19 protein-coding genes are annotated in these 23,810 nt (G+C 40.9%); 13 read left to right on the forward strand and 6 right to left on the reverse strand.

Going from position 1 to position 23,810, the window contains the following annotated elements; all coding sequences use genetic code 11:
* The first annotated feature begins 9 nt into the window (after positions 1-9).
* The 3 genes from WSC_RS0107155 to WSC_RS0107165 are packed head-to-tail and all read left to right on the forward strand — an operon-like array spanning position 10 to position 2,974.
* On the forward strand, positions 10-729 hold the full coding sequence (locus WSC_RS0107155) for a spondin domain-containing protein (protein WP_016955236.1): 720 nt from the start codon (positions 10-12) through the stop codon (positions 727-729).
* A gap of 58 nt (positions 730-787) precedes the next feature.
* The gene (locus WSC_RS0107160; protein WP_016955237.1) at positions 788-1,504 is read left to right on the forward strand and encodes a response regulator transcription factor; all 717 of its coding nucleotides are present in this window, start codon (positions 788-790) and stop codon (positions 1,502-1,504) included.
* Between the two features lie 9 nt (positions 1,505-1,513).
* Complete coding sequence (locus tag WSC_RS0107165; protein ID WP_016955238.1) at positions 1,514-2,974, forward strand: sensor histidine kinase; 1,461 nt, start codon at positions 1,514-1,516, stop codon at positions 2,972-2,974.
* Here the strand turns inward: WSC_RS0107165 and WSC_RS22110 are convergent.
* The 5 genes from WSC_RS22110 to WSC_RS0107190 all read right to left on the reverse strand — a co-directional run bounded on the left by WSC_RS22110 (position 2,946) and on the right by WSC_RS0107190 (position 10,313).
* Positions 2,946-3,854 carry a hypothetical protein gene (locus WSC_RS22110; protein WP_016955239.1) on the reverse strand — a complete coding sequence of 303 codons (909 nt, stop codon included), beginning with the start codon at positions 3,852-3,854 and terminating at the stop codon, positions 2,946-2,948. The two genes, WSC_RS0107165 and WSC_RS22110, sit on opposite strands and share 29 nt — an antisense overlap.
* 44 nt (positions 3,855-3,898) lie before the next feature.
* Positions 3,899-4,642, reverse strand: coding sequence for a DUF6445 family protein (locus tag WSC_RS0107175; RefSeq protein WP_016955240.1), 744 nt, complete (start codon positions 4,640-4,642; stop codon positions 3,899-3,901).
* Positions 4,643-4,648: 6 nt separating this feature from the next.
* Entirely contained in the window at positions 4,649-5,407 is a 759-nt protein-coding gene (locus WSC_RS0107180) for a SapC family protein (RefSeq protein ID WP_016955241.1), read from the reverse strand.
* Positions 5,408-5,417: 10 nt separating this feature from the next.
* Entirely contained in the window at positions 5,418-6,986 is a 1,569-nt protein-coding gene (locus WSC_RS0107185) for a tryptophan halogenase family protein (protein WP_016955242.1), read from the reverse strand.
* Between the two features lie 384 nt (positions 6,987-7,370).
* Entirely contained in the window at positions 7,371-10,313 is a 2,943-nt protein-coding gene (locus tag WSC_RS0107190; RefSeq protein ID WP_040394087.1) for a TonB-dependent receptor, read from the reverse strand.
* A gap of 712 nt (positions 10,314-11,025) precedes the next feature.
* Between WSC_RS0107190 and WSC_RS0107200 the strand changes: the two genes are divergently transcribed.
* The 9 genes from WSC_RS0107200 to malQ all read left to right on the forward strand — a co-directional run bounded on the left by WSC_RS0107200 (position 11,026) and on the right by malQ (position 22,229).
* Positions 11,026-11,580, forward strand: a complete 555-nt coding sequence (locus tag WSC_RS0107200) for an RNA polymerase sigma factor (protein ID WP_016955245.1) — start codon at positions 11,026-11,028, stop codon at positions 11,578-11,580.
* Positions 11,573-12,631 carry a FecR family protein gene (locus tag WSC_RS0107205; RefSeq protein ID WP_016955246.1) on the forward strand — a complete coding sequence of 353 codons (1,059 nt, stop codon included), beginning with the start codon at positions 11,573-11,575 and terminating at the stop codon, positions 12,629-12,631. The genes WSC_RS0107200 and WSC_RS0107205 overlap by 8 nt, the downstream gene beginning before the upstream one ends.
* Positions 12,632-13,083: 452 nt before the next feature.
* Positions 13,084-13,749, forward strand: coding sequence for a tetratricopeptide repeat protein (locus tag WSC_RS0107210; protein ID WP_016955247.1), 666 nt, complete (start codon positions 13,084-13,086; stop codon positions 13,747-13,749).
* 57 nt (positions 13,750-13,806) lie between these two features.
* Entirely contained in the window at positions 13,807-14,688 is an 882-nt protein-coding gene (locus WSC_RS0107215; RefSeq protein WP_016955248.1) for a TIGR02285 family protein, read from the forward strand.
* Between the two features lie 100 nt (positions 14,689-14,788).
* The gene (locus tag WSC_RS0107220; RefSeq protein ID WP_016955249.1) at positions 14,789-15,811 is read left to right on the forward strand and encodes an aspartate carbamoyltransferase; all 1,023 of its coding nucleotides are present in this window, start codon (positions 14,789-14,791) and stop codon (positions 15,809-15,811) included.
* Positions 15,811-17,100, forward strand: coding sequence for a glutamate-1-semialdehyde 2,1-aminomutase (hemL, locus tag WSC_RS0107225; RefSeq protein WP_016955250.1), 1,290 nt, complete (start codon positions 15,811-15,813; stop codon positions 17,098-17,100). The genes WSC_RS0107220 and hemL overlap by 1 nt, the downstream gene beginning before the upstream one ends.
* Before the next feature lie 11 nt (positions 17,101-17,111).
* Positions 17,112-17,471: a RidA family protein gene (locus tag WSC_RS0107230; protein WP_202801997.1), complete on the forward strand. Its 360-nt coding sequence runs from the start codon at positions 17,112-17,114 to the stop codon at positions 17,469-17,471.
* 348 nt (positions 17,472-17,819) lie between these two features.
* Positions 17,820-20,009 (forward strand): 1,4-alpha-glucan branching protein GlgB, encoded by a 2,190-nt coding sequence (gene glgB, locus WSC_RS0107235; RefSeq protein WP_016955252.1) that lies wholly within the window; start codon positions 17,820-17,822, stop codon positions 20,007-20,009.
* A 36-nt stretch (positions 20,010-20,045) separates the two neighbouring features.
* On the forward strand, positions 20,046-22,229 hold the full coding sequence (gene malQ, locus WSC_RS0107240; protein WP_016955253.1) for a 4-alpha-glucanotransferase: 2,184 nt from the start codon (positions 20,046-20,048) through the stop codon (positions 22,227-22,229).
* A gap of 55 nt (positions 22,230-22,284) precedes the next feature.
* On the opposite strand, the gene WSC_RS22115 is transcribed toward malQ, so the two are convergent.
* The gene (locus WSC_RS22115; protein ID WP_016955254.1) at positions 22,285-22,662 is read right to left on the reverse strand and encodes a transmembrane 220 family protein; all 378 of its coding nucleotides are present in this window, start codon (positions 22,660-22,662) and stop codon (positions 22,285-22,287) included.
* 135 nt (positions 22,663-22,797) lie between these two features.
* Between WSC_RS22115 and WSC_RS22120 the strand changes: the two genes are divergently transcribed.
* Positions 22,798-23,700 carry a type 2 periplasmic-binding domain-containing protein gene (locus WSC_RS22120; protein ID WP_016955255.1) on the forward strand — a complete coding sequence of 301 codons (903 nt, stop codon included), beginning with the start codon at positions 22,798-22,800 and terminating at the stop codon, positions 23,698-23,700.
* Positions 23,701-23,810: the final 110 nt, after the last annotated feature.

The following is a 23,810-nucleotide window of genomic DNA, read 5'->3' on the forward strand; positions in this document are numbered from 1 at the left end:
GAGTCGGTTATGAAAACTCAATTTAAACCCGCTCATAGTCTTGTTTGGTTATCACTAATTGCAGGTATGTCAGTATTAAGCGGTTGTAGCATAGACATAAACGGCGACGATGATGACGACAAAGATAAAGACATGCACGAAAGTTATCACTACCAAGTAACAGTGACTAACTTAACCCAAGCACAGCCTTTGTCTCCGGTGAGTTTAACTTTGCACAATGCTTCCACCAAATTGTGGATGGCAGGTGAAATGGCCAGCAGCGCGATTGAAGTTATGGCTGAAGGTGGTGACAACAGCAAAATTGCCGAGTTATCTGCAGTGAAAATGGCCTACTCAGGTGATGGCATTTTAATGCCAGGCCATAGCCAAAGTTGGATGATAGAAAGCATGTATGAAAATTATATGTACCTATCTGTTGCGACTATGCTGGTTAATACCAATGATGCCTTTACCGGTAAAACAGGTATTGATTTATCAAACCTTGAAGTTGGCATGAGCATGCATTACACCACTATGGCGTACGATGCAGGTACAGAAGCAAATGATGAAATTAATTTGCCTGGACCCGCAGCAGGTGGTGAAGGTTATAACAATACTCGTAACGACGTAGACCGAGTGCATATTCACCCAGGTGTTTTATCAAATGCCGAGCTAACTGGCTCAATGCTCAGCCCAGAGCACAAATTTGATAACCCTGTCACAAAAATAACCATAACCCGCATGCAATAAAGTTGTGGAAAACACGCTCTCTATCTAAACCAGCTTGGGTAGATGATAGGGAGCGACTATGTGTAAACATATTTTATTGGTGGAAGATAATCCAGATATCGCCAACATAGTGTCGATAAATTTGGGCATGTTAGATCATAAAATCACCGTATTTAGCGACGGTAATACTGCATATAAACAGCTAAATCAAAATTATGATCTGGCTATTTTTGACATTATGTTGCCCGGTACAGATGGGCTCAAGTTGTGTAAGCGTATGCGTCAATTACATCCAAATATTCCAATTATTATGCTAACGGCTAAATCGTCTGAGCTTGATTTAGTTGTCGGCCTTGAAAGTGGTGCGGACGATTATTTAACTAAACCTTTTTCTGTATTAGAGCTGCAAGCTAGGGTAAAAGCGCACTTACGTCGCTTACAAAATTTAACTGGCGGCGATAACACTGAACATTTGCAACAAGTGCTCACTTTTGAGCAGCTAGAAATAGACCCAAATCGCTATCAAATAAAACTCAATGGTGAATTTCAAGATATCAGCCATAAAGAGTTTGAACTGCTACATTTTTTAGCGCAACAGCCAAGCCGAGTATTTTCGCGCGAACACTTATTAGAGCAAATTTGGGGTTATCAACATGCTAATTCAGCGCATACAGTTAACTCGACGGTTAATCGACTGCGCGCCAAATTAGAAGATGATCCAACTAATCCAAGATGGCTACAAACCGTATGGGGTGTCGGCTATAAATTTGTAGCGCCCAGCCTGCTGTCGCATTAGGACAAACTTATGTTTAACTCATTAGCCGCACGTTTAAGTTTATTATTTGGTTTATTATTTCTATTATTTAGTGCTTTTGCTTTTAACTGGTATGTATCGAGCAGCCAGACCTTTAGCCACGAAGTTAAACAACAGCTTCATCACGAACTAGCCCATCACCTGATTCATGACAGCCTAGATTTACAAAACGGCATAATTAACAAAGCTGATTTAAAACAAGTATTCCATACCCAAATGTTATTAGGGCCAGAATGGGAGTTCTACGCAACAGATGCAAACGGCAATATTCTTGCGTATTCAGCACCCGACGATGTGGTTAAACTTAAGCAAATAGATTTAGCACCCATCAATAGTTTTTTAGTTGGTCAGCGGTACCCAATTTATGGCAGTGATCCACGTACACCGGGGAAAAGCAAAATATTCTCAGCAGCACCAATATATACGCCTCAAGGTGACATAACAGGTTACTTGTATGTCGTGATTGGTGGACAAAAGTTAACGGGCTTGGTGGATATGCTGTCTGCTAGCCAAGTTTTACAAAATGGCTTAATTATTCTGCTTTTGAGCTTATTATTTGCAGCCATAGTATTAGCTTTAATTATCCATATTGTTAGCCGCCCTGTGCGCCAAGTTAGCCAACAATTGCATAGTTTTGTAGATAGTCACTTTAGCCAATTACCCCAACAACAAAAACATTGGTTTAGCTCTGACGAAATTGTTTTGTTGCAACAAGATATTCAGCTTGCTGCGGCACATATTCAACAACAATTTAGCCAAATAAAATCAACTGAACAACTGCGCACAGAACTGCTTTCGCATATATCACATGATTTTAGAACGCCACTGACAGCACTCAATGGTTATTTAGAAACCTGGCTTATCGCCAAAGAGCAACAAAAAAGCCCACTACTTATTGAAAGTGCGCATAAAAATGCCCAACAGTTAGGTCAATTAGTTGAAGCATTATTTGAGCTAGCAAGGCTAGAAAATGGTGATATCAAAACCCATTTTGAAAACATTAATTTAGTAGAATTGGCGTTAGATGTTGTGCAGCGTCTAAGCTTTCAAGCACAACAAGCTAAGGTAAAAATAAAGGTTATAGCCGCAGATAATTCATCTCCTATGGTCATTGCTGACATAGCGAAACTTGAACGCATCTTGGTCAATTTAATCGACAATGCCATTCGCCACACGCCAGAAAACGGCAATATAGATGCCGTTATTCAGGTAAACTCAGAACAATCCATTATTAAAATTATAGATTCTGGCGTGGGTATACCTGATCACGAGCTTGAGCATATTTTTCAAGCTAAATACAAAGCGAGCAATAGTAAAAGTCAGCAGCTTAATGCCGGATTAGGTTTAGCAATAGTCAATCATTTACTTAAACTGCACAATAGCGAAATTAGAGTCGCATCTAAACCACAACACGGCAGTGAATTTAGTTTTGCACTGCCGCTGGCTCATTAAGCAATTCACTAATGGTAAAGTTATATTGGGTATAGTTGGGATCTAATGTTGTAATAAACGGATTTTCCAACTGAATTATTTTACGTTTCGCCAGTTGTGCTTTGGCTAAACTAGCGAAATGATTCTCTCGCCATAAGGCAACAAAACTGCCATCTTTCCATGCTCTTTGTAGACCCAATTCAACACGTTTAGCATTGCTAACATTGTCTTTAGAAGTCATAAAAAATCTAGGCAACGGGTAAACCAATAACAAATTTGGTTCTGTACGTAAGTTATTGTGCGTTAGAGAAAAATCGGCATATTCGTTAGCAATTTCATTGACACCTCGAAAAAATAAATCGACCCGTTTGCGCTCAACCATAGCAAACATACTGATGTAATTACTCACTTGGAAAACACTTAGTTTGTTGTACTGCATTATTGAGGTGTCTAGCCAGCCTATACCTTGCACAATAGAATATTTGGCCAGCGAACTTATATCTGTCACTTTATTAAATGCATTCAGGTTATCTTGGTGAACAAAGGCAACCCGATAACCAACTACACCACGATCAGCAGGAATTTGAATTGCCAAAAACTTACTTAGCATTTCATCGGTAGCAGAAAATTTAAAAAAGAAATTTGGATAGTGTTTACTTTCTGCCAACTTAATTAAGCGGCTTAAACTTAAACCCTCGCCACTTGGTTGCATGGTATAAGGGCCGTATTCAGCAACGGTTTTTTCTAAGGCTAATTCTAACAGACGCCTATCGTAAGTATTACGTTCATCCAGCGACGATTCGTTACCCATATAGGTAAATACTGTACCAAAAGCTAAAGCAGGAACCTGTATCCATACGGCTACAATTAATACGCCCAACTTATTTAACAAGCTTTTCATACCCGCCACTAAATAACTAAAGTTGCTATAAGCATAGCCAGCTATTAACTAAAACACAAAAAGCTATTTAAAGTTAAGCGACCTTTTGTTGGATTTGAACTGAGTAGCTGTGGGTTTATCACCCCTGAATGCAATAAATTAGCGGGATAAATAACAGCGCGATTGTATTTATGTGGTATTTGGCCTATTTGCTCAAACATTTGCCAATGCGCCGCTGACTTTGGCATAGCAGATATATAACCCGGTGTTTGATGCAGTTGCGCCTGCATAGCTTGTTGTTTTAACACTTGCGCGTAATTGGCTAAATCGTTTTGCCTGATACGCTCTAAACCTGTGCTTAAGTGTCGATAAAATGCTGTGCCGCCTGGCTCGCTAGTTGGCGTATTTAAACCACCAGCCGCTAGATAATGCACAACAGCAAATTGATTATTTGCGGCGTTGTCAAAGTGCGGCAGCATTTGAATGGGTTTTAACTTATCAACAGGGGTGGTTGTCAGTGAAAAAGCCGACAGTAAACAGCTCAGTTTATCACCCATATCAGCATAGTGCGCCGATAACATTGGCTGAATCAACTCAACTAAATTGTGCTGATATGCTTGAGGCGCAATGCAACGTTTACCTGGGTAATAGTCGCTACCATGATCAACAAATTGCCCTTGCTCGATAGCATATTGCTGTAAGTCTTGTGGTTTAACAGCAAAATCATCTATCACTAACACGAGTGTGTTTAGCTGCCCAACCCGCATTAACTGAATATTCGCCGAACCATTTAAGCCAAAATCAACCACAGCTGCTTAGCCTAAATTGTCTGCTATGCTTTGGTTTTTCTTTTGAATCAAAGCGTAAATTTGCGCAACTGAATGAGCTATCGCAAAACAAGCACCTAAATAGCCTTTGTCATTCAACATAGCTAACTCAGTGGCTTTAAGCATACTTAAACGCTCGTTCGAAATTGTATATAAACCATTTATTTGTAGTTTTTGTTGGTTATCTAACACTATGTCTAAGCTCATAGGTTCAATTAAATCTAGTTCAACTAAACTCTGCACAAAATCTTGCGTAATCGGCTCGTCTTTTAAAATATCGCTGATCACTTGATAACTTTGTTTAAAAACTTCGGTTTGTTCGCCGTTTTCATCAAACAAAGCTTCTCCTTGGTCAAAGCTTAGCGCTGGGCTATTTTCGTCAATACACAAGACATATTTAGTTTTGCCCGGCTCATCTACTGACGGCTCTTGACCAACAAAAAATGGCTGGCGGCGCACCTGCATAGGCACATACACAGCTTGCCATTGTTTGTCTTGCCAAAAGAGGTTTTCATTTTTTTCTAAACCCAACAATACGCTAGTAGCAAATTGGCCTGTTTGTTCATTTTTGCTAATAACAATTGGGTAGCACACAGCTAAACGAACATATTCAGAAAACATAGCAGGGACTAAATGCTGCGCCGCTGCATGTTGCTCAATTTTGTCTTGCAGTAAACGTAATTCTCTATGCTCTGCCGGATTTAACGCCACAAGGTTTGGGGTTTGCTCTGAAGAAAACTCAATCATAATAACTCTCTTAAATTTTGTTTAAGCCGTATTGAGCAATTTTATTTAATAACTCACGGTTTTTCGGTAATTGCTGGCAGCTTTGTTTAATCATTTGTTGATTGCGTTGAAATAAATGTGCTGCTTGTTGCGCTTGCTGATGTAAATAATCTGATTGACTAAAATCGGTTTTAAAACCCATACCATACAACACATACAAATAACTTGCTGCAGGAAATACCTCATTGTTGCTGGTAAAGTCGTAATCCGCTGGCGCGCGAGTCGACCACAAAGACAATAAATCAACCAGCTCTTGTGGGCATGATGATAAGTCTTGGTTATCGCGCCAGAATTGACTGTCTTGGCGTTTAGTCAGTACATAATGCAATTTTAAAAAGTCGATTATGCGCGCCCAACGATACTGAAAAGTTTGATTAAAACGTTTAGCGACAATATCCATATTGCTGCGATTATGCGGTAACTGTTCAGCAATCATAGTTGCCGACAACTCGACCAAAACAATCGCTGATGCTTCTAGCGGCTCTAAAAAGCCTGCCGCTAAACCGACTGCAACACAGTTGTTGTGCCAAAAGCGTTGTCTATGACCGCTTTGAATTGGAATTTTTCTATAATTAAAATCTTTCACGGCGGCTGGATTGAGTTTTTCGACATATTGATACAACTCATCCGCAGCTGCTTGCTCATTGGTATGTTTACTTGAATAGACATGACCCACACCACGGCGGCTCGGCAAACCTATATCCCAAATCCAGCCGGCACTTTGTGCGGTAGAAACCGTATGCGAAACAATATCTTCATCCGCTGATTGATAAGGCACATGCAGCGCCAAAGCGTTATCAATAAACAACACATCACTTTGGTCAACAAAAGGTACTTGGTAATGTTGGCCGAGCAATAAAGATTGGAAACCAGTACAGTCGACAAACAAATCGCCAGCAATTTCGCCATGCGCTTTAGTGGTTAAAGTTGCAATATCACCAGACACTGAGTTGTTAACCTTAACCACATGGTCGACTATATGACGCACACCTAATTTATTTATACTGTGTTTTTTCAACAAGCTGGCAAATTTACCTGCGTCTAAGTGATATGCGTAATTAGCCACATGCGAAAACTCAGCTGTGGTAATTAATTTCGGCGCTAACCCTTGTTCACATAAAGCTTCTTGAAAACACACGGCATTGGAGTATGAAATATCCATTCCATCATCATTGGCTTGTTGCCAATATGGGGTTAAATCGAATTTTGGAAAACCTTGCGGCAGCATTAATGGATGATAATAAAAATCGCCCTCTGCGCCTGTTGTCCATTTGGCAAACTTAGCACCTTGTTTAAAACTTGCATCACATTCGCGTAAAAACTCGGTTTCACTAATACCCACAGCTTGCAAAGTTGCTCGCATAGTTGGCCAAGTGCCTTCCCCCACTCCAACAGGCGGCACATCACTTGATTCAATCAAGGTCACTTGTACTTTGGCGTTCGCTTGCTGGCATTTGTGGTATGCGGCTATACGGGCTGCAGTTAACCACCCGGCTGTGCCGCCGCCAACAATGACAACTTGTGTGAGTGAATGTAACATTTTTCACCTCGATATTTTAAAACTTGCGTTAGTTGATATGCACCTCAAACCGCTGGAGACACATAGGCAATAAAACACAAACACGCATAAATCCATCCTTGGAGCTCCGCCGAGCCATCCATGGCTCAGAGGGTTTGCTTTTTTATTGCCTATGCATCTCCGCTATCAGAGTGGCTGCTAGATCAGGTGAACAATTTGACCGACGCCACAAAATAGCGGTTTGAATTATGCAAAGGTCTAGATGGTGTAAAAGAATGCGGAGCATATATTTACGCAAAAACGCTGTAAATACATCCTGGTACGCTTGGACTTTTCATCCATGAAAAGTACATTTTGCTTAAAACATATTGCTCCACATTCTCAATAACCTAGGGCAATCAACCGTTAGAACGAACCTCGAACACCAACAGCAAAACGTCGACCACTATCTTCAACCAATAATAAATGGTTATCAAAACGACCGCGTTTGTGCACGTAAGACTCAGTTAAATTAATCCCTTCAAAGAAGATAGAAATATCATCTGAGATATCATAACTACCACTAAGATCCCACTGGTCATAATCTTCAACTATCGTTGGGCCATTACCTTGAACCTGCGTTAAAGATTGAACGAACTGATCACGCCAGTTCCAGGCTAAACGAATTTGTAGCGGCCCGTCTTCGTAAAAACCAACTAAATTTAACGAGTCACTTAAACCAGTTAATGCAAATACTTGGCTTACATTGGTCGGATCAAGCTGTGCGTTACTATCTACTAATGTTGCATTAGCCATAGCACCAAAACCTGAATCAAAAGTATGTTGGAAAGCAATTTCCCAACCATCAACAGTCGCATCTTCACCATTGATAGGTAAAGTATTGGTAAAGCTTGCAATGCCGTCGCTAGCGTCAGGATTGTTTGTATCAGAACCAGTAGAAGGATCGGTTAATTGTCCACCATCAGGCAAATCAAACGTGATAGTGTCTTTAGTATTTACAATAAAGTTAGCAACGTTTTTACGGAAATAACCAACCGACGCGTAACTTGCATCACCAAAATAATATTCGAGTGATAAATCAAAGTTATCTGACTCAAACGGCTCCAATTCAGGGTTACCTGAAGTTGAGGTTAAATTGCCACCTTGGCGAGTTGTTGTTATTACCGTTGCTGGTGACATGCTCTGTAAAGTTGGACGAGTTAAGGTGCGAGATAAGCCCATACGCGCAACTAAGTCATCGGTAATTTCTAATTTCGCGCTGAAGTTAGGCAATATCGAATCATAAGATTTAGATTCACTGATAGGTTTTGCACTACCGTACTCTGCTAACATCTCTGTTTTATCGAGAATTTTTAAGTTAACAACCTGCTCCTGAGTTCCGTCCACGGAAATATCTGTTGACTCAACTCTAAGACCGGCATTAGCAGTAAAGTACATACCTGAAAACTCAGTTTCTAAATCAACCTCTGCATAAGCAGAAACAGTTTCTTCTTCTACTGTAAAAGAGTTATTGCGACGCACAGCATCAAAATTAGAACCACTTTGTTGCTCTAAAAATGCAAAGTTTGCTTCGCCATCATGCGCTAGCCAACTGGTTGGCATACGGCCACTACCGCTAACATCAGACAAAAAGTCACTACCTGCATCAAAAACATACTGAGCACTTTCTAAAATTACCGGATTATCTGGGTAGCCACAGTAAGTACAATGAATACCAACACCTTCGTTATCCCAACGAACTAAATCTTTAGTTTCAGAAGAATGCTGAACACCAAATTTCACTGCAGTAATAAAGTCAGAAGCTAATTTATAATCACCATCAATTCTAAATTGCGTCACTTCATCTTCAACAGCCCAACCACGGCGCAACATTACGTGGGCACGGCTGTTACTCTTATCTAAATGATCAGATACACCCGCTGCAGCCCACTCAGGGTTGTATGCTGGGAAACCATCAGCATCAAAATAAGATTCATCACCTACATTGTCAGGAGTACCAGTATTTAACGCTCCATCCAACTCTTGTTGGCCACTATAAATTCCGCTATCAGCAGTAACAAACATACTGGCTAATGGCAAAATATTGTCGTCTACCTGGAAGCGCACTCGGTTGGCATAACCGATAAGCGATAATTGATTACCACGACCATTATTCGCAGCACGCTCAGCAGTTGAATGACTGACATCAAATTCTAGATTTAAACTGTCTGTTACTTGCCAGTCTGCATTAAAACCAATTGCAACAGTCTCAGTTAAACGGTCGAATTTTTTCGCATGCATATCGGTCGCTAAACCAACTTCTTGGTATAAATCAATTACAGTACCGTTAGCATCAACTGTTGGACGAACACGATCGCCGTTTGCATCAAACAAATCACCATCGTCTTCCACACCTTGAATATTTGGTGCAGTAAACCAGTGTCCATAGGAAGTAGCGTCAGTTTCAATATCAAAATCTGAATACAACACATCTGCGGTTAAGGTTAAATCACTCGATGGACGATACTGTAAAACTAAATTCGCGTTGGTACGTTTGCGCTCTTCAAAAGTAACTTTATGGTCGTAATTACGCGGCGAAAAAATTGTTTGTCCGGTGAAATCAGCACCAGACTCAGTTTGTGGATTATGAATACCACCTTCTTGGTCAACCGCAAACTCTAACCAACCATCCATTTGTGCTTGATTTAAACGGGTTTTACGTTGCTGATGTGATAACGCGAATAACACACCTACAGAATCATCCGCGAATGTATTGCTGATTAAGGCAGACACTTGTGGTGAGGTTTCTTCACTATTTTCATCGTAAACCGCTTTCGCACTGGCGGCTAACTTAAAGCCAGGATTATTTAACGGTCTAGCAGTATTAATATTAATAGTTGAACCTATACCGCCCGATTGCATAGTTGCAGTTGATGTTTTGTGTACATCCAAACCACTCACTAACTCAGAAGCAATGGTGTCAAAACTAAATGCACGTGTATCATTTTCGGAGGCCATTTGGCGGCCATTAACCAATACAGTATTAAACTGCGGGCCAAAACCACGTACGGTAATTAATTGGCCTTCACCACCTGAACGGTCGATAGAAACACCGGTAATACGCTGCAGCGATTCAGCTAAGTTAGTATCCGGGAATTTGCCGATATCTTCAGCTGATATCGCATCTACAACACCATCGGCGTCGCGTTTTACGTCCATAGCGCGAATTAAACTGCCGCGGATACCACGAACTTTAATGGTTTCGTCTACTGTTGCACCTGCTGATTCTTCAGCAATTGCTTGTTGTGCTATGACAGTGCCTAAAATTGCCGCCACTGCGCCTGCAACTTTGTTTTTGTTATGTGCCATGTCGTTATCTTGCTCCACATTTGTGTTTAGAGAAATAACGAGCTGGCCCTTGTCATTAAATTCGCCTCTCAGCCCAGTGCCAGTTAACAATAATTCAATTGCTTTGGCAGCTGGGTAGTGCCCCGTCAAGGCGTTTGCTTGAATTTGGTCGATTTGCTCCACCGGAAACAGCAGAGTGATATCAGCCTGTTCAGCAAACTCAATTAACGACAAGTCAGCTCGTTGCTGTGGGATTTCAAATTGAAGCAACGAGTTTGAGTTTGCGAGCACAGGACCGGCTAAACTAATGCTTAATACCATGCTAGCAGCATTCAACTTGTTACATCTTCTCCCAATTTTTGAAGGTTCAAGCCCTTCATAGGTTGAAGACGAACAAGCTGGTAAATTCCACCATACATTTTTTAAATAATTTTTTAACACACCTGTTTTTGCCATGGTATTTAATTCAATTTACTCTTGTTAGCAGGTTATAAAAATCAATTTATAGATTGTTTTTATTAGCTTTATTTTGTTATTGAGTATAGTTCGCACTAATCACAAATATTTAACTATTTTTAAAGTAATAGATTTTTTTAATAATTGATACTGTCCAATCAGCTATAAGTTGTAGCAAATTTAAAATTAATTGCATTTTAACTAGTGGAAATTTGCTCGCCGCTCGTCCTAGTAAATACAAGCTATACTGCTATTAACAAAAGCTTTGGTTTTAATTATGTCTAAAGACAGTAGCCTACAGAATCTGTTTATTTCGTCGCGCGACTTATTAACTCGAGTTGTCTCGAGAATAGTGCCGCCGAAAGAAATTGAAGATATAGTACAAGAAACGTACGTGCGTATTTGCCAAATAGATAATGCCGAGCGCATTCAGTCGCCGCGCTCGTTTATGTTAAAAACCGCAAAAAATTTGGCCTTTGATTATTTAAAAAGCGCCAATGTAAAGTGGATGGACGGCCAAGATGTGCTCGAAGTTTTGGAACTAAATGCTGATTCAACAGATCAAATGTTTGAAGCAGCTGCCAGCAAAGAGGAGTTTGCCGACTTTTGTGAAGCCGTTAGGTTGTTACCCTTGCAAAGCCGTAAGGCGTTTATTTTGAAGAAAGTGTATGGGCATTCACAAAAAGAAATCGCCCAGCAATTGAATATAAGTGAAAGTACAGTGGAAAAGCATATCGCGACAGGTATGAAAAAATGCATGCAGTTTATGCAACAGCGTCAACATCAGTTATCCGATAAACAATCATCTAAATTGGGAGGCCAGCATGAGTAACGTCTACCCATTCCCAAATAAAACTGCGACCAATAGCGAGCAAGTTATGCAAACAGCTTGTGATTGGATTGCCAAAATTGATCGCCAATTAAACGAGCAAGAATCAGCCGATTTAAAAGCTTGGTTAGCCGAGTCAAAAGCGCATTATCAAACTTTTATTCAAGTGGCGAAAATGTGGGACAAAATGGATGATTTATCTAGACTGTCAGCGCTATTTCCACACGCTGAATACAAAACACCGGTCGCAGCTAAAAAGCCTGCGCATTATTGGCTAACAGCAGCCAGTGTGTGTTTCGCCGCTATTTTAGGCTGGTTATTGGTATTTTCGCCTATGCAGTCGAGCGATGATTATATTTTGGCTTTTAGTCAACATTATCAAACTCGCGTTGGCCAAAACAATACGATAGCCCTGCCCGATGGCAGCAAATTAACCCTCAATACCAATACTTTTGTGCAGGTAAGATATAGCCAATATGGGCGTATTATTGATTTACAACGCGGTGAAATTCACATTGAAGTGGCACATGATAAAGAGCGTCCACTCAGTGTATTAGCTGGTGGCAAAGTCATTCAAGCTGTTGGCACAGCCTTTAGTGTGCAAATGGATGTTGAGAAAGTGGAATTAATAGTGACTGACGGCAAAGTAGTAGTTGCGCCTAAACCAGAAAAAGCGGATGACAAAACGCTTAAACAATTACCGAAAAAATCTTTAGCAGTGGCTAAAGGGCAAAAAGTGGATTTAGACCCAAGTAATAAAGCGGTTGAAAAAGTAGTGGCAATTGAGCCAATTGAAATCGCCAGTAACTTGTCATGGCGCAGCGGCAACCTGATTTTTAGAGGTGAATCGCTTGAGCAAGCTATGGCAGAAATTAGCCGCTACACTGAAACTAAATTTATTATTAACGGCAATGACCAGCTCAAACAAACTAAAGTAGCTGGGGTATTTAAAACCGGTGATGTGAATGGTTTATTGAGTGTATTGGAGTCGAACTTTGCGATTCAATACCAAAAACAAGCTGACGGCAGCATAGTCTTGTCACCAGCGAGTTAACAGTAATTGACGCAATAAATTAGCTTGGCGTTAAGGGCGTAAGGGCATAATTTTCGCCCCCGCGCCATAGTCCGATAAGGATAAAGCTAGAGCAATAATTTAAATTGGAGTCGAGGGCGCAAGAGCATAATTTTCACAAAACCGCCCGCGCCATAGTCAGACAAGGATAAAGCTAGAGCGATAATTTAGAGCAAAATTTCTTTTTTTATGGATGAAAAAGCGAAGCGTACATGGAAGTATTTACAGCGTTTTTGCGAAAATTATGCTCTAGATTTAGCCCTAGCACCTGACTAACAACAGAATTACTGATTTTGCCAACCGGCAATTTCAGTAGGAGTATAGACGCAGTCAAGGATGACATTTCCTCCATAATTCCAATTCGGCACAATATCTGCTTAAATCACCAACATTGAGCTAAATTTAACTTAACGACATTTTTTTGGCAGATAATTATGGCTAACAACAATTCAATTTTAAAACAAACCACGGCAGCAGTTTCTGCGCTAGTCACTTTGTTTAGCCTTTTGATAACACCCAACAGCCAAGCCAATGAATTTGATAACTTAAAAGTTGTGCAAATTTATACTCAAGAAGAATTAATTGGTTGGATTAATAACAACACCCACCTCAGCCGAGTAAAAGAAGATAGATGCCAGTTAGTTGAAGATATTGAAGCACGTGCGCAAATAGTTAAAACGCCTGCCTATCAATTTTTATGGGGCGATATGTTAGCTTGGGGCGTGTGCGTCGATAAAGATCCAGAACTAGGTTTGTATTATATGCAAGAAGCCGCTCACCAAGGTTTACCTGGAGCCCTTGAACAACTTGGCCGTTATTACGCCAACGGCATACTAGTGCAACAAGATGATAAACGCGCAATCAACTATTTGCGTGAAGCTTCAGCACTTGGCCATGTAAAAGCCAGAATTCAATTTGCCGAATGCCTTAACAAAGGCCTTGGAAGCCCACTTGATTTTGAAGATGCCTACCACTGGTTACACAACACAGTTATCGCCGACAATAAAATGCACAAGCGCGCGGAAATGGCGCTAGCCTCACTCGCAACCAAAATGCCAGCCAGATTAGTTGAAAAAGCAAAAAGGCCTGAGCAGAAATAATGCTATGTAATAGCGAGATAGCTATACTTAGCTACAAACACATCTATTTATTTTGCTATGTTAATAAGAGCCAAAGCTGTTTTACTATTTGTATTAGTTACCTTCTCTGTATGCTGCCCCTCTATTTTACATGCTGATACTAACAAGCCAGAGATATTATGGAATAGTTATAACTGGGCACCTTTCATGATCACGGAAGGCCCTAGCCAAGGAACGGGCACCTTGGATTCCATATTAGCGCTGATACAACAAAACATGCCAGAATACCAACATCGTAAATTAGAAATGAATTGGGCGCGAATTTATGCCTATATGAAATCAGGCAAACCTTTGTGTAATATTGCGGCTTTTAAAACGCCTGAACGTGAAACTTTCGCCTATTTTTCAAATGCAACTATGCTGGTATTACCTCATGCGATTGTGATGCGCAATCAGGACACACACAAACTCAATTCGCCACACAGTTACTCTTTAGCTAAATTACTAAGTCACCCTGAGCTTCAAGGGCAAGTTGAAAGTATTCGCTCTTACGGCAAAGAAATAGACCAACTAATTCAGCTGAATGCCAACAAACTACGTTTCACTACGGGAGAGTCTGAGCGAAACCTAAAGATGCTGGTCAACCAACGTATAGACTTTTACATTGAATATCCAAGTGTTGTTAAATACACCTCGCAAACTACATACAATACTAGTACCCATCAAGATATCACGACCATAAAAATCAAAGAAGCGCCTAAGTTTTTATTAGGTCATGTCGCCTGCACTAAATCGGTATGGGGTCAACAAGTTATTCGGTCAGTAAACTCAGCGCTACACAAGCTACAAACTACCGAGGCGTACCAGCGCGCACTAACTAAATGGTTGACCCCTCTAGAAGCTGCAGAGTATGTTGCGCTCTATCAACAGCATATTTTGGCAAATGCCCAAATAAATTAGCAAAATCACCTTGAGTGTTTTTAGCTAAAGATACATTTTTAAATAACGCCCTTGTGCTATCATACCGCCAATTTGTATCTTAGTTTGAGTTAGGTGGCTGATGTTTAAGTTTGAAGGCGCAAATATCCTGTCGGTTAATCAATTTGACCGCGAAAGTATCGAATATCTTTTCCGCATTGCCGATATGATGCAACCCTACGCACATAGGCAAAAACAAACAAAAGTTTTAGATGGTGCCATTTTAGGCAACCTATTTTTTGAGCCAAGCACACGTACCCGCGTAAGTTTTGGTACAGCGTTTAATTTATTAGGTGGCCATGTTCGTGAAACCACAGGGTTAAGCTCTTCTGCTTTAGCAAAAGGCGAATCTTTATACGATACAGCACGTGTATTAAGTAGCTATAGTGATGTAATTGCCATGCGCCATCCAGATGCTGGCTCTGTTGCTGAGTTTGCCGAAGGCAGCCGTGTACCTGTTATCAATGGTGGTGACGGTGCAAATGAACATCCAACTCAAGCATTACTCGATTTATACACAATTCAAAAAGAACAGCACGCCCACCACGCAGGCATAGACGGTATGCATATAGCTATGATCGGTGATTTAAAACACGGCCGAACTGTGCATTCACTCTGTAAGTTATTATGTTTATATCAAAACATTAAACTTACGCTGATTTCGCCCAAAGAGCTTGCTATGCCAGCTTACATTGTTGATGCTATTAATAATGCAGGCCATGAGTGTATTATTACCGAGCAATTAGAAGGCCATTTGGATGCGGATATTGTTTATCAAACGCGTATTCAACAAGAGCGTTTTGCCAGCGAAGCCGAAGCGAATTTGTATCGTGGTAAATTCCGTTTAAACCAAGCAATTTATACCCAACACTGTAAGTCGAATACTGTGATTATGCATCCATTACCACGTGATTCTCGTGCCGATGCCAACGAACTAGACAACGACTTAAACTTAAATCCAAACCTAGCCATATTCCGCCAAGCGGATAACGGCGTACTCGTGCGTATGGCGCTATTTGCCACCACTTTAGGCGTACAAGACATCATTCAAAAATACGAAGCACCTGTGTGCTGGTACAGCAATAAAAGGGATACAGTAAACTAATGACTACTCGTTCAGAACAATTATTTGAAAAAGCCCAACAACACATTCCAGGTGGTGTTAACTCACCCGTTCGTGCATTTAAAGGTGTTGGTGGCACGCCAGTATTTATTGAAAAAGCAGACGGCGCATATATTTATGATGCCGACGGCAAACAATATATTGATTATGTTGGCTCTTGGGGCCCAATGATTTTAGGCCACAACCACCCTACCATTCGCGAAGCTGTGCACAAAGCAGTTGATAACGGTTTGAGCTACGGCGCACCAACCGAAAGCGAAATTACTATGGCTGAGTTGGTTAAACAAATTGTGCCAAGCATGGAAAAAGTGCGCATGGTGAATTCTGGCACTGAAGCAACCATGACAGCTATACGTTTAGCCCGTGGTTATACTGGCCGCAATAAATTAGTTAAGTTTGAAGGTTGTTACCACGGCCACGCCGACAGTTTATTGGTAAAAGCTGGCTCTGGTGCACTCACTTTAGGTGTGCCTAATTCGCCTGGCGTACCTGCTGATTTTGCTAAACACACCTTAACAGTTGAATTTAATAATCTAGAATCAGTTAAACAAATTTTTGCTGATTGTGGTGACGATATAGCTTGTATCATAGTTGAGCCAGTTGCTGGCAATATGAACTGTATTCCACCAACTCAAGGCTTTTTACAAGGTTTACGAGAAATTTGCGACCAATACGGCGCTGTGCTTATTTTTGACGAAGTAATGACAGGTTTCCGCGTTTCTTTATCTGGCGCACAAGGTTATTACGGCATCACGCCAGACTTAACCACTTTAGGTAAAGTAATCGGTGGCGGTATGCCAGTTGGCGCATTTGGTGGTAAAGCAGAAATTATGAACCACATAGCACCGGATGGTCCTGTTTACCAAGCTGGCACGTTATCAGGTAATCCAATTGCTATGGCCGCAGGTATTGCTGCATTAACTATGTTAAAAGAACAAGCTGACAGCATTTATCCAACCATCACAAAGCTTGCAGAAAAGTTATGTATTGGCTTTAAGCAAGCAGCTGAAAAAGCCGGTGTTGCCTTAACCACTAACCAAGTAGGCGGCATGTTTGGTTTCTTCTTTACCGATAAAGAAACTGTCACTAGCTACCAACAAGCCACTGAGTGCGACCAAGCTAAATTCCGCAAGTTTTATCAGTTAATGTTAGAACAAGGGGTTTATTTAGCACCATCTGCATTTGAAGCTGGTTTTACTTCAACCGCACACACTGAAGAAGATATAGCTAAAACCATTGCAGCTGCTGAAGTTGCTTTTGCCAAACTATAAAGGTAGACAGAATTTTGATTGAACGTATTGAAACTGGCCAACGTATGAGCCGCATTGTTAAACACAATGGCACCATATATTTATGTGGTCAGGTATGTAAAGACGCTACGCAAGGCATCAAAGAACAAACTGCGAGCATGCTGGAAAAAGTAGATGATTTATTGCTACAAGCTGGTAGTGATCGCAAACATATCTTGTCTGCAACTATCTATATTAAAGACATGCAATACTTTAAAGAAATGAATCAAGTATGGGACAACTGGGTGCCTGAAGGTTTTGCACCAGCACGAGCTTGTGTTGAGGCCAAAATGGCACGTGATGTGTTATTGGTGGAAATTTCAGTTGTTGCTGCAGAAATTCAGCCTGCATAAGCTAAATTAATTCTTAGCTTGTATCAAATACAAGATCTCAGGCTTTAACATTAAAGATAAAACCATTGTTAAAGCCTGTTGTATTTATATCTATCACAGCAAAAACCTCGCATATCCCTTAACCCCTATCAGGGTTAACTTGAAACCCCGCACAAAAACTTACATTTATTTAACACTCAAGCAAGTTTAAAATTTTATACCTTTGCATACGTATTCATTTTCCTGAAAGCGCTTTTGCACCTAAATTTACTAAACATACGTATGCAGAAGATTGCTGAAATTTAACCTAACGGCATACTTAGCTCTTAGCATTTATTAACAATCCATTTACTGAGGTGGTGTATTTAAATGGACAAATTGTCTCTGCAACAACAAGCACAACTGATAGCGGATGCCCAGCATCCAGATCCTTATGCATTTTTAGGTGCACATAAAATAAATAACAGCACAATTCGTATTTGTGCGTTTTGCCCTGATGCAAAATCAGTTGCGATTGTTGATGCCGCAAGCGGCAAACAAATTCGCCGCTTGGCAGCTGTAAACAAGACTGGCGTTTATTCAGCCGAGCTTAAACAAGCAGAGATCCCGGCTTACCAATTAAAAGCGGTTTATCCGTCTGGTGAACATGTTTTTTACGATCCTTATTCGTTTTCACCAATCTTAGGTGATACCGACTGCCATTTAATTGCCGAAGGCAACCATCAAAAGTTGTACAACAAACTCGGTGCACATTTAGTTGACCACCAAGGTGTGCGCGGCGTGAGTTTTGCAGTGTGGGCACCTGCAGCGACAGCCGTTTCTGTAGTAGGTGATTTTAACCACTGGGATGGACGTAAACATTTAATGCGCAAACGCCATGAATGTGGTGTATGGGAGATTTTTGTTCCTGAATTACAAGCAGGTGAACATTACAAATACGAAATTAAAGATCAGCATGGCAACTTATTACCATTAAAAGCCGACCCCTTTGGCTTTTCCGCGCAATTTAGACCAGACACCGCCTCTATTGTCAGCCAGCTAGAAGGATTTGATTGGCAAGATCACAACTGGCTTGAAAAGCGCGCGGATAAAAATGCTAAAGATGCGCCCATGAGTATTTATGAAGTGCATTTAGGCTCATGGAAACGCACTGAACAAAATCATTATTTAAATTATCGCCAACTCGCCGATGAACTGATCCCTTACGCCAAAGAATTGGGTTTCACCCACATTCAGCTAATGCCAATCAACGAATACCCGTTTGATGGCTCTTGGGGTTATCAACCAGTAGGTTTATTTGCCCCAACTAGCCGTTTTGGTAGCGTGCGCGACTTTCAATATTTTGTCGACCAATGTCATCAACAAGATATCGGCTTATTGATTGACTGGGTGCCGGGTCACTTCCCAACAGATGCGCATGGTTTAGGCCAGTTTGATGGCACTGCCTTATACGAGCACCAAGATCCACGCCAAGGATACCATCCAGACTGGAACACCTTAATTTATAACTATGGCCGCACCGAAGTGAGCAACTTTTTGCGTAACAATGCTGCATTTTGGCTAGAACACTATCATATAGACGGTTTGCGCGTTGATGCGGTTGCTTCGATGCTTTATCTAGATTACAGCCGTGAAGAAGGCGAATGGATAGCTAACCAATACGGTGGCCGCGAAAATTTAGAAGCAATCGAATTTTTAAAACGCACCAATTACGAAATTGGCATTAACTATGCTGGCACTATCACCATAGCGGAAGAATCAACCGCATTTCCAAAAGTATCACACCCAGTTAAACAAGACGGGTTAGGTTTTAACTACAAGTGGAATATGGGCTGGATGCACGACACTTTGCAATATATGAGTCGTGATCCTATTTACCGCCAATACCACAGCAGTGAAATGAGTTTTGGTTTGGTGTATGCCTTTAACGAAAATTTTGTACTGCCACTGAGCCATGACGAAGTTGTACATGGTAAAGGCTCAATTCTCGCACGTATGCCTGGCGACACTTGGCAGCAGTTTGCAAATTTGCGTGCCTATTACGCGTTTATGTGGGCCCATCCAGGGAAAAAGTTGTTGTTTATGGGAGGAGAATTCGCACAAGGAAGAGAATGGAATTACGAGACAGGTTTAGATTGGCATTTGCTGGATATTCATTGGCACAAAGGTGTGCAGCAGCTAATTAAAGATCTAAACCATACCTACCAAGATACGCCTGCGCTTCACCAAAAAGATTGTGATGGCAGCGGCTTTTGTTGGTTAGAACATGAAAATGCCGACGCGATATTTTCTTTTATTAGATATGGCGAATCAGGCACACCACCGGCTGTAGTTGTATGTAATTTTACCGCTAAGCCACATCAAAATTATCGAATTGGTTTACCCAAATTAGGCTTTTACGCTGAAAAAATTAATACAGATGGACAAATGTACGGCGGTAGCAACCAAGGTAACGGTGGTGGTTTACAAGCAGAACGAACGCCGTGGCAACAACAAAACTACTCTGCGGAAATTACCATTCCGCCAATGGCCACAGTTATTTTTGAATTTAAAGGTTAATCGTGAATCAGCTTTACGCTGACTGAGGATAAGTGAATGAGTGCAATTTTACAGCTAGCCGAATTTTTGGGCATTCAATCTAGCTATCATGATATTTGGGGCAATGAGGTTTTTGCCACAGACCAAACGCGAGCGGCGCTACTCAATGCTATGGGTTTTGATATTCAATCGGATTCAGATGCATCTACAGCACTCGACCAATTACAGCTAGAACAATGGCAACAAGGGTTAGAGCCAGTTTATATCATTGCTGCTGAAGCACAAACAGGTCAAATTGAGTTTAGTGTGCCTAGCAGTTTAACTAGTGAAAAAATTCATTGGTTGTTATCTGAAGAAACCGGCAAACTGCACCAGAAACAAATTAATTTTGCACAGTTACAGCAAATTTCAGAGCAAAATGTTGCTGAGCAAACATTTAAAAAATATCGATTAGACATACCGAACAATCTAACTTTGGGATACCACATGTTAGATTTACGCATAGGTGAACAAAAGTACCTAAGCACACTGATAGTCGCACCGCGCACCTGTTATGGCCCAGAACAAGCTAGCGCAAATAAAATGTGGGGCGTTGCCGCTCAATTATATAGCTTAAAATCAGCACGTAATTTTGGTATGGGGGATTTTTCTGATCTAGCTAAACTGACTCAGCTAGCCAGTGAACAAGGTGCAGCTAGTATAGGGTTAAATCCATTACACCCACTATTTCCGGCCAATCCTGCCCACATCAGCCCCTATTCGCCAACCAGTCGTTCATTTTTAAATACACTGTACATAGACGTCACAGCTGTGGCTGAGCTAAATGATAACGCCGAAATACGCGCGCAATTAGAATCAGCAGGCTTTAAACAACAAGTAGCCGAGTTACAGCAAAAAGAACTGATCGACTATGTGGGTGTAGCTAATTTAAAACGCCCTGTTTTAGAAAGTTTGTATCAAACCTTTGTTGAAAAACACCTAAATACCCAAAGCCGACGTGCCCAGCTATTTAATGATTTTTGTGATGAAATGGCCGAGTCACTGGAAAGTTTATGTTTGTACGATGCTTTGTATGAACACTTCCATACACAAGACAATAATGTCTATGGCTGGAAACAATGGCCTCAAGCCTACCAAAATCCAAATAGTGCTGAAGTACATGCTTTTGCTGAAACCCATAAAGATAGAGTGACCTTTTTTAAATATTGCCAATGGTTAGCCGATCAGCAATTAGGTGCGGTCGCTAAACTGGCTAAACAAAAAGGCATGCCTATTGGTTTATATTTAGACCTAGCAGTAGGTTGTGATGGCAGCGGCGCTGAAGTTTGGGCTGAACAAGATATTTTTGTCTCTGGTGCAGGTGTTGGTTGCCCTCCGGACTTATTAAACCAGTTAGGTCAAGATTGGGGCTTAACACCAATTAACCCATTTGCGCTACGCCAAAAAGCCTTTAGACCTTTTGTTGAAGCCCTACGCAACAATATGCGCCATGCAGGAGCGCTGCGTATAGATCACGTATTTGGTTTAATGCGTCAGTATTGGATAGCTCCGGGTCAAGACGCTCGCTCAGGCGCATATGTTAAGTTTCCTTTAGATGATTTACTGCGCATTATCGCGCTTGAATCACGCCGCTGTAACTGTGTTGTTATAGGTGAAGACTTAGGCACAACCCCAGCTGGCTTTGGTGATATAGCTAGCCAAGCAAAAATGCTTTCTTACAAAGTTTTATATTTCGAAAACCACGCGGATGCTAGCTACATAGCTGCTGCAGATTACCCTCAACATTGTATGGTGACAGTATCAACCCATGATTTACCAACTATAAAAGGTTGGTGGGAAGGCAACGACTTAAAATGGCGCACTGAGTTAGATTTATACCCTAACGAAGAAATGCGCATTAAAGAAAAAGACGGGCGAGTAGTTGAACGCACTGAACTGCTAAAAACCTTAGCTCAAGCTGGTTTATTTAGCGCAACTGATGTTGATGTAACAGATTCACCAGTCATGACAGATGAGCTGGCAATTGCAATTCAAAGCTTTTTAGCCAGCACACCAGGTGCTTTGTTTATGATCCCACTAGAAGATTTATTGGGGTTAAAAGAGCAAGTAAATATTCCGGGTACCACTTGGCAACATCCAAACTGGTTGCGTAAAACCCCTGTTGAATTAGATGTTTTATTTAAACAAAGTTATTCAGAAAAATTGGTTGCGGCGGTAAAAAATAATCGCCCGAATAAATAAGCGACGCTTAATTAATCTTACAAGTGAAAAGTCGGGAAATACCCCGACTTTTCAATTAACTACGCCTGCGGAATACGCACAACACAATAGCCCACACTAATAAAATCACTAAACCGCCCGATTCATTGGAGTTTTGGATCATAGTTTGCCCAGTCGCGTCCCAATAATTAGCAGGGTGCAACCTATCTAAATGCAAATTGCCTTGGTCGTCTTGTAGTCTAAATAATAAACTACCAACGCAGAAACCAGCCCAAGTTGTTACCACTGAACTCGGCAAGGTTTTAAATGCACTGGCTGCTGTTAATGCAGCAGCAGCAACATACATTATTGTCCAAATCCATGCGTCGTGATTACCATATTGGCTCAAATCATTTAGCTGCAAATAAGCAAACACTAAAAACAGTGCTGCCATTAAAATTTTTATCCACTTCATTATCAATTCTTCGAGTTGTTAGTTACCCTCTCATACTACTTAATTTTTACCAGTAACCAAGTGACTTTTTCCAGCAATTCGAACCAAAGGGTATACACTTAAATTATACCTGTGTGAAATTTAGTTAGTCTGTGAATGCTTAACCATATTAAATACTTAATCTGTAGCTTATTGTTGCTCGGCCAGCATGCCAACGCTGAATTAGCCGCAGCTAAACAGTTAGTGCGTTACAACAACTATTTCACCTTCGATTCATCCAACGAATTGCCCTACTACCCAGCGCTTTTAGACATGGCTCTAAAGCTGACCGAAGCAGAATATGGTGAATATCAATTAATTCCAGTCAAACTATCCACAACTCAAGGGCGCAGCCTGAAATTATTAGAACAAAACCAATATATAGATGTGCATTGGAGTGTAAGTAATTTACAGCGAGAAGCCGATTTACAAGCTATCTATGTGCCAATTAAAAAGGGCTTAATGGGTTACCGCATTAGTTTAATTCGCAAAGGTGAACAAGCAAGGTTTAACCAGATACACAGCATAGACGACTTAAAAGGCTTTCGTTTAGGCCAAGGTTTTAGCTGGCCGGATAGTTTAATTTTAAAAGAAAACCAATTATTGGTGGTACATGCCAATACACAAAACTTGCACTCTATGCTGCAAAAACAGCGGATAGATTTATTTCCACGCTCCTTCACCGAAGCTTGGCGGGAAAGCGCTGCTTTTGACGATTTAGCGGTCGAATCATCTTTTGTGATTAGTTACCTCTCCCCAATGTATTTTTTTGTAAATAAACAAAATCAACAGTTAGCCAAACGTCTGGAGCAAGGGTTAATTATTGGATTAAAAAACGGTCAATTTGATCAACTTTTTTATAAACATAGAGCCCCAGCACAATCTTTTATCGACCAAGAGCTCGCCAAACGCACTCATATCAAACTGGTTAATCCACAACTGTCAGCAAAAAGCCTACAACTCAGGGATAACCCTTTATTTTGGGCGGTTAAACAATTACCATCGCCAAAAACCAATTGATAATCATTATCATTTACAAAGTTAAATATCCGAGTATAATGACCTCCATCTTCAGATAGAGCTAAATCAATATAAATTGCGAGTATCAGAGCCATCACAGACAGTTCAAT

It is taken from the genome of Catenovulum agarivorans YM01 (genome assembly GCF_000281085.1).
Lineage (GTDB): Bacteria > Pseudomonadota > Gammaproteobacteria > Enterobacterales > Alteromonadaceae > Catenovulum > Catenovulum agarivorans.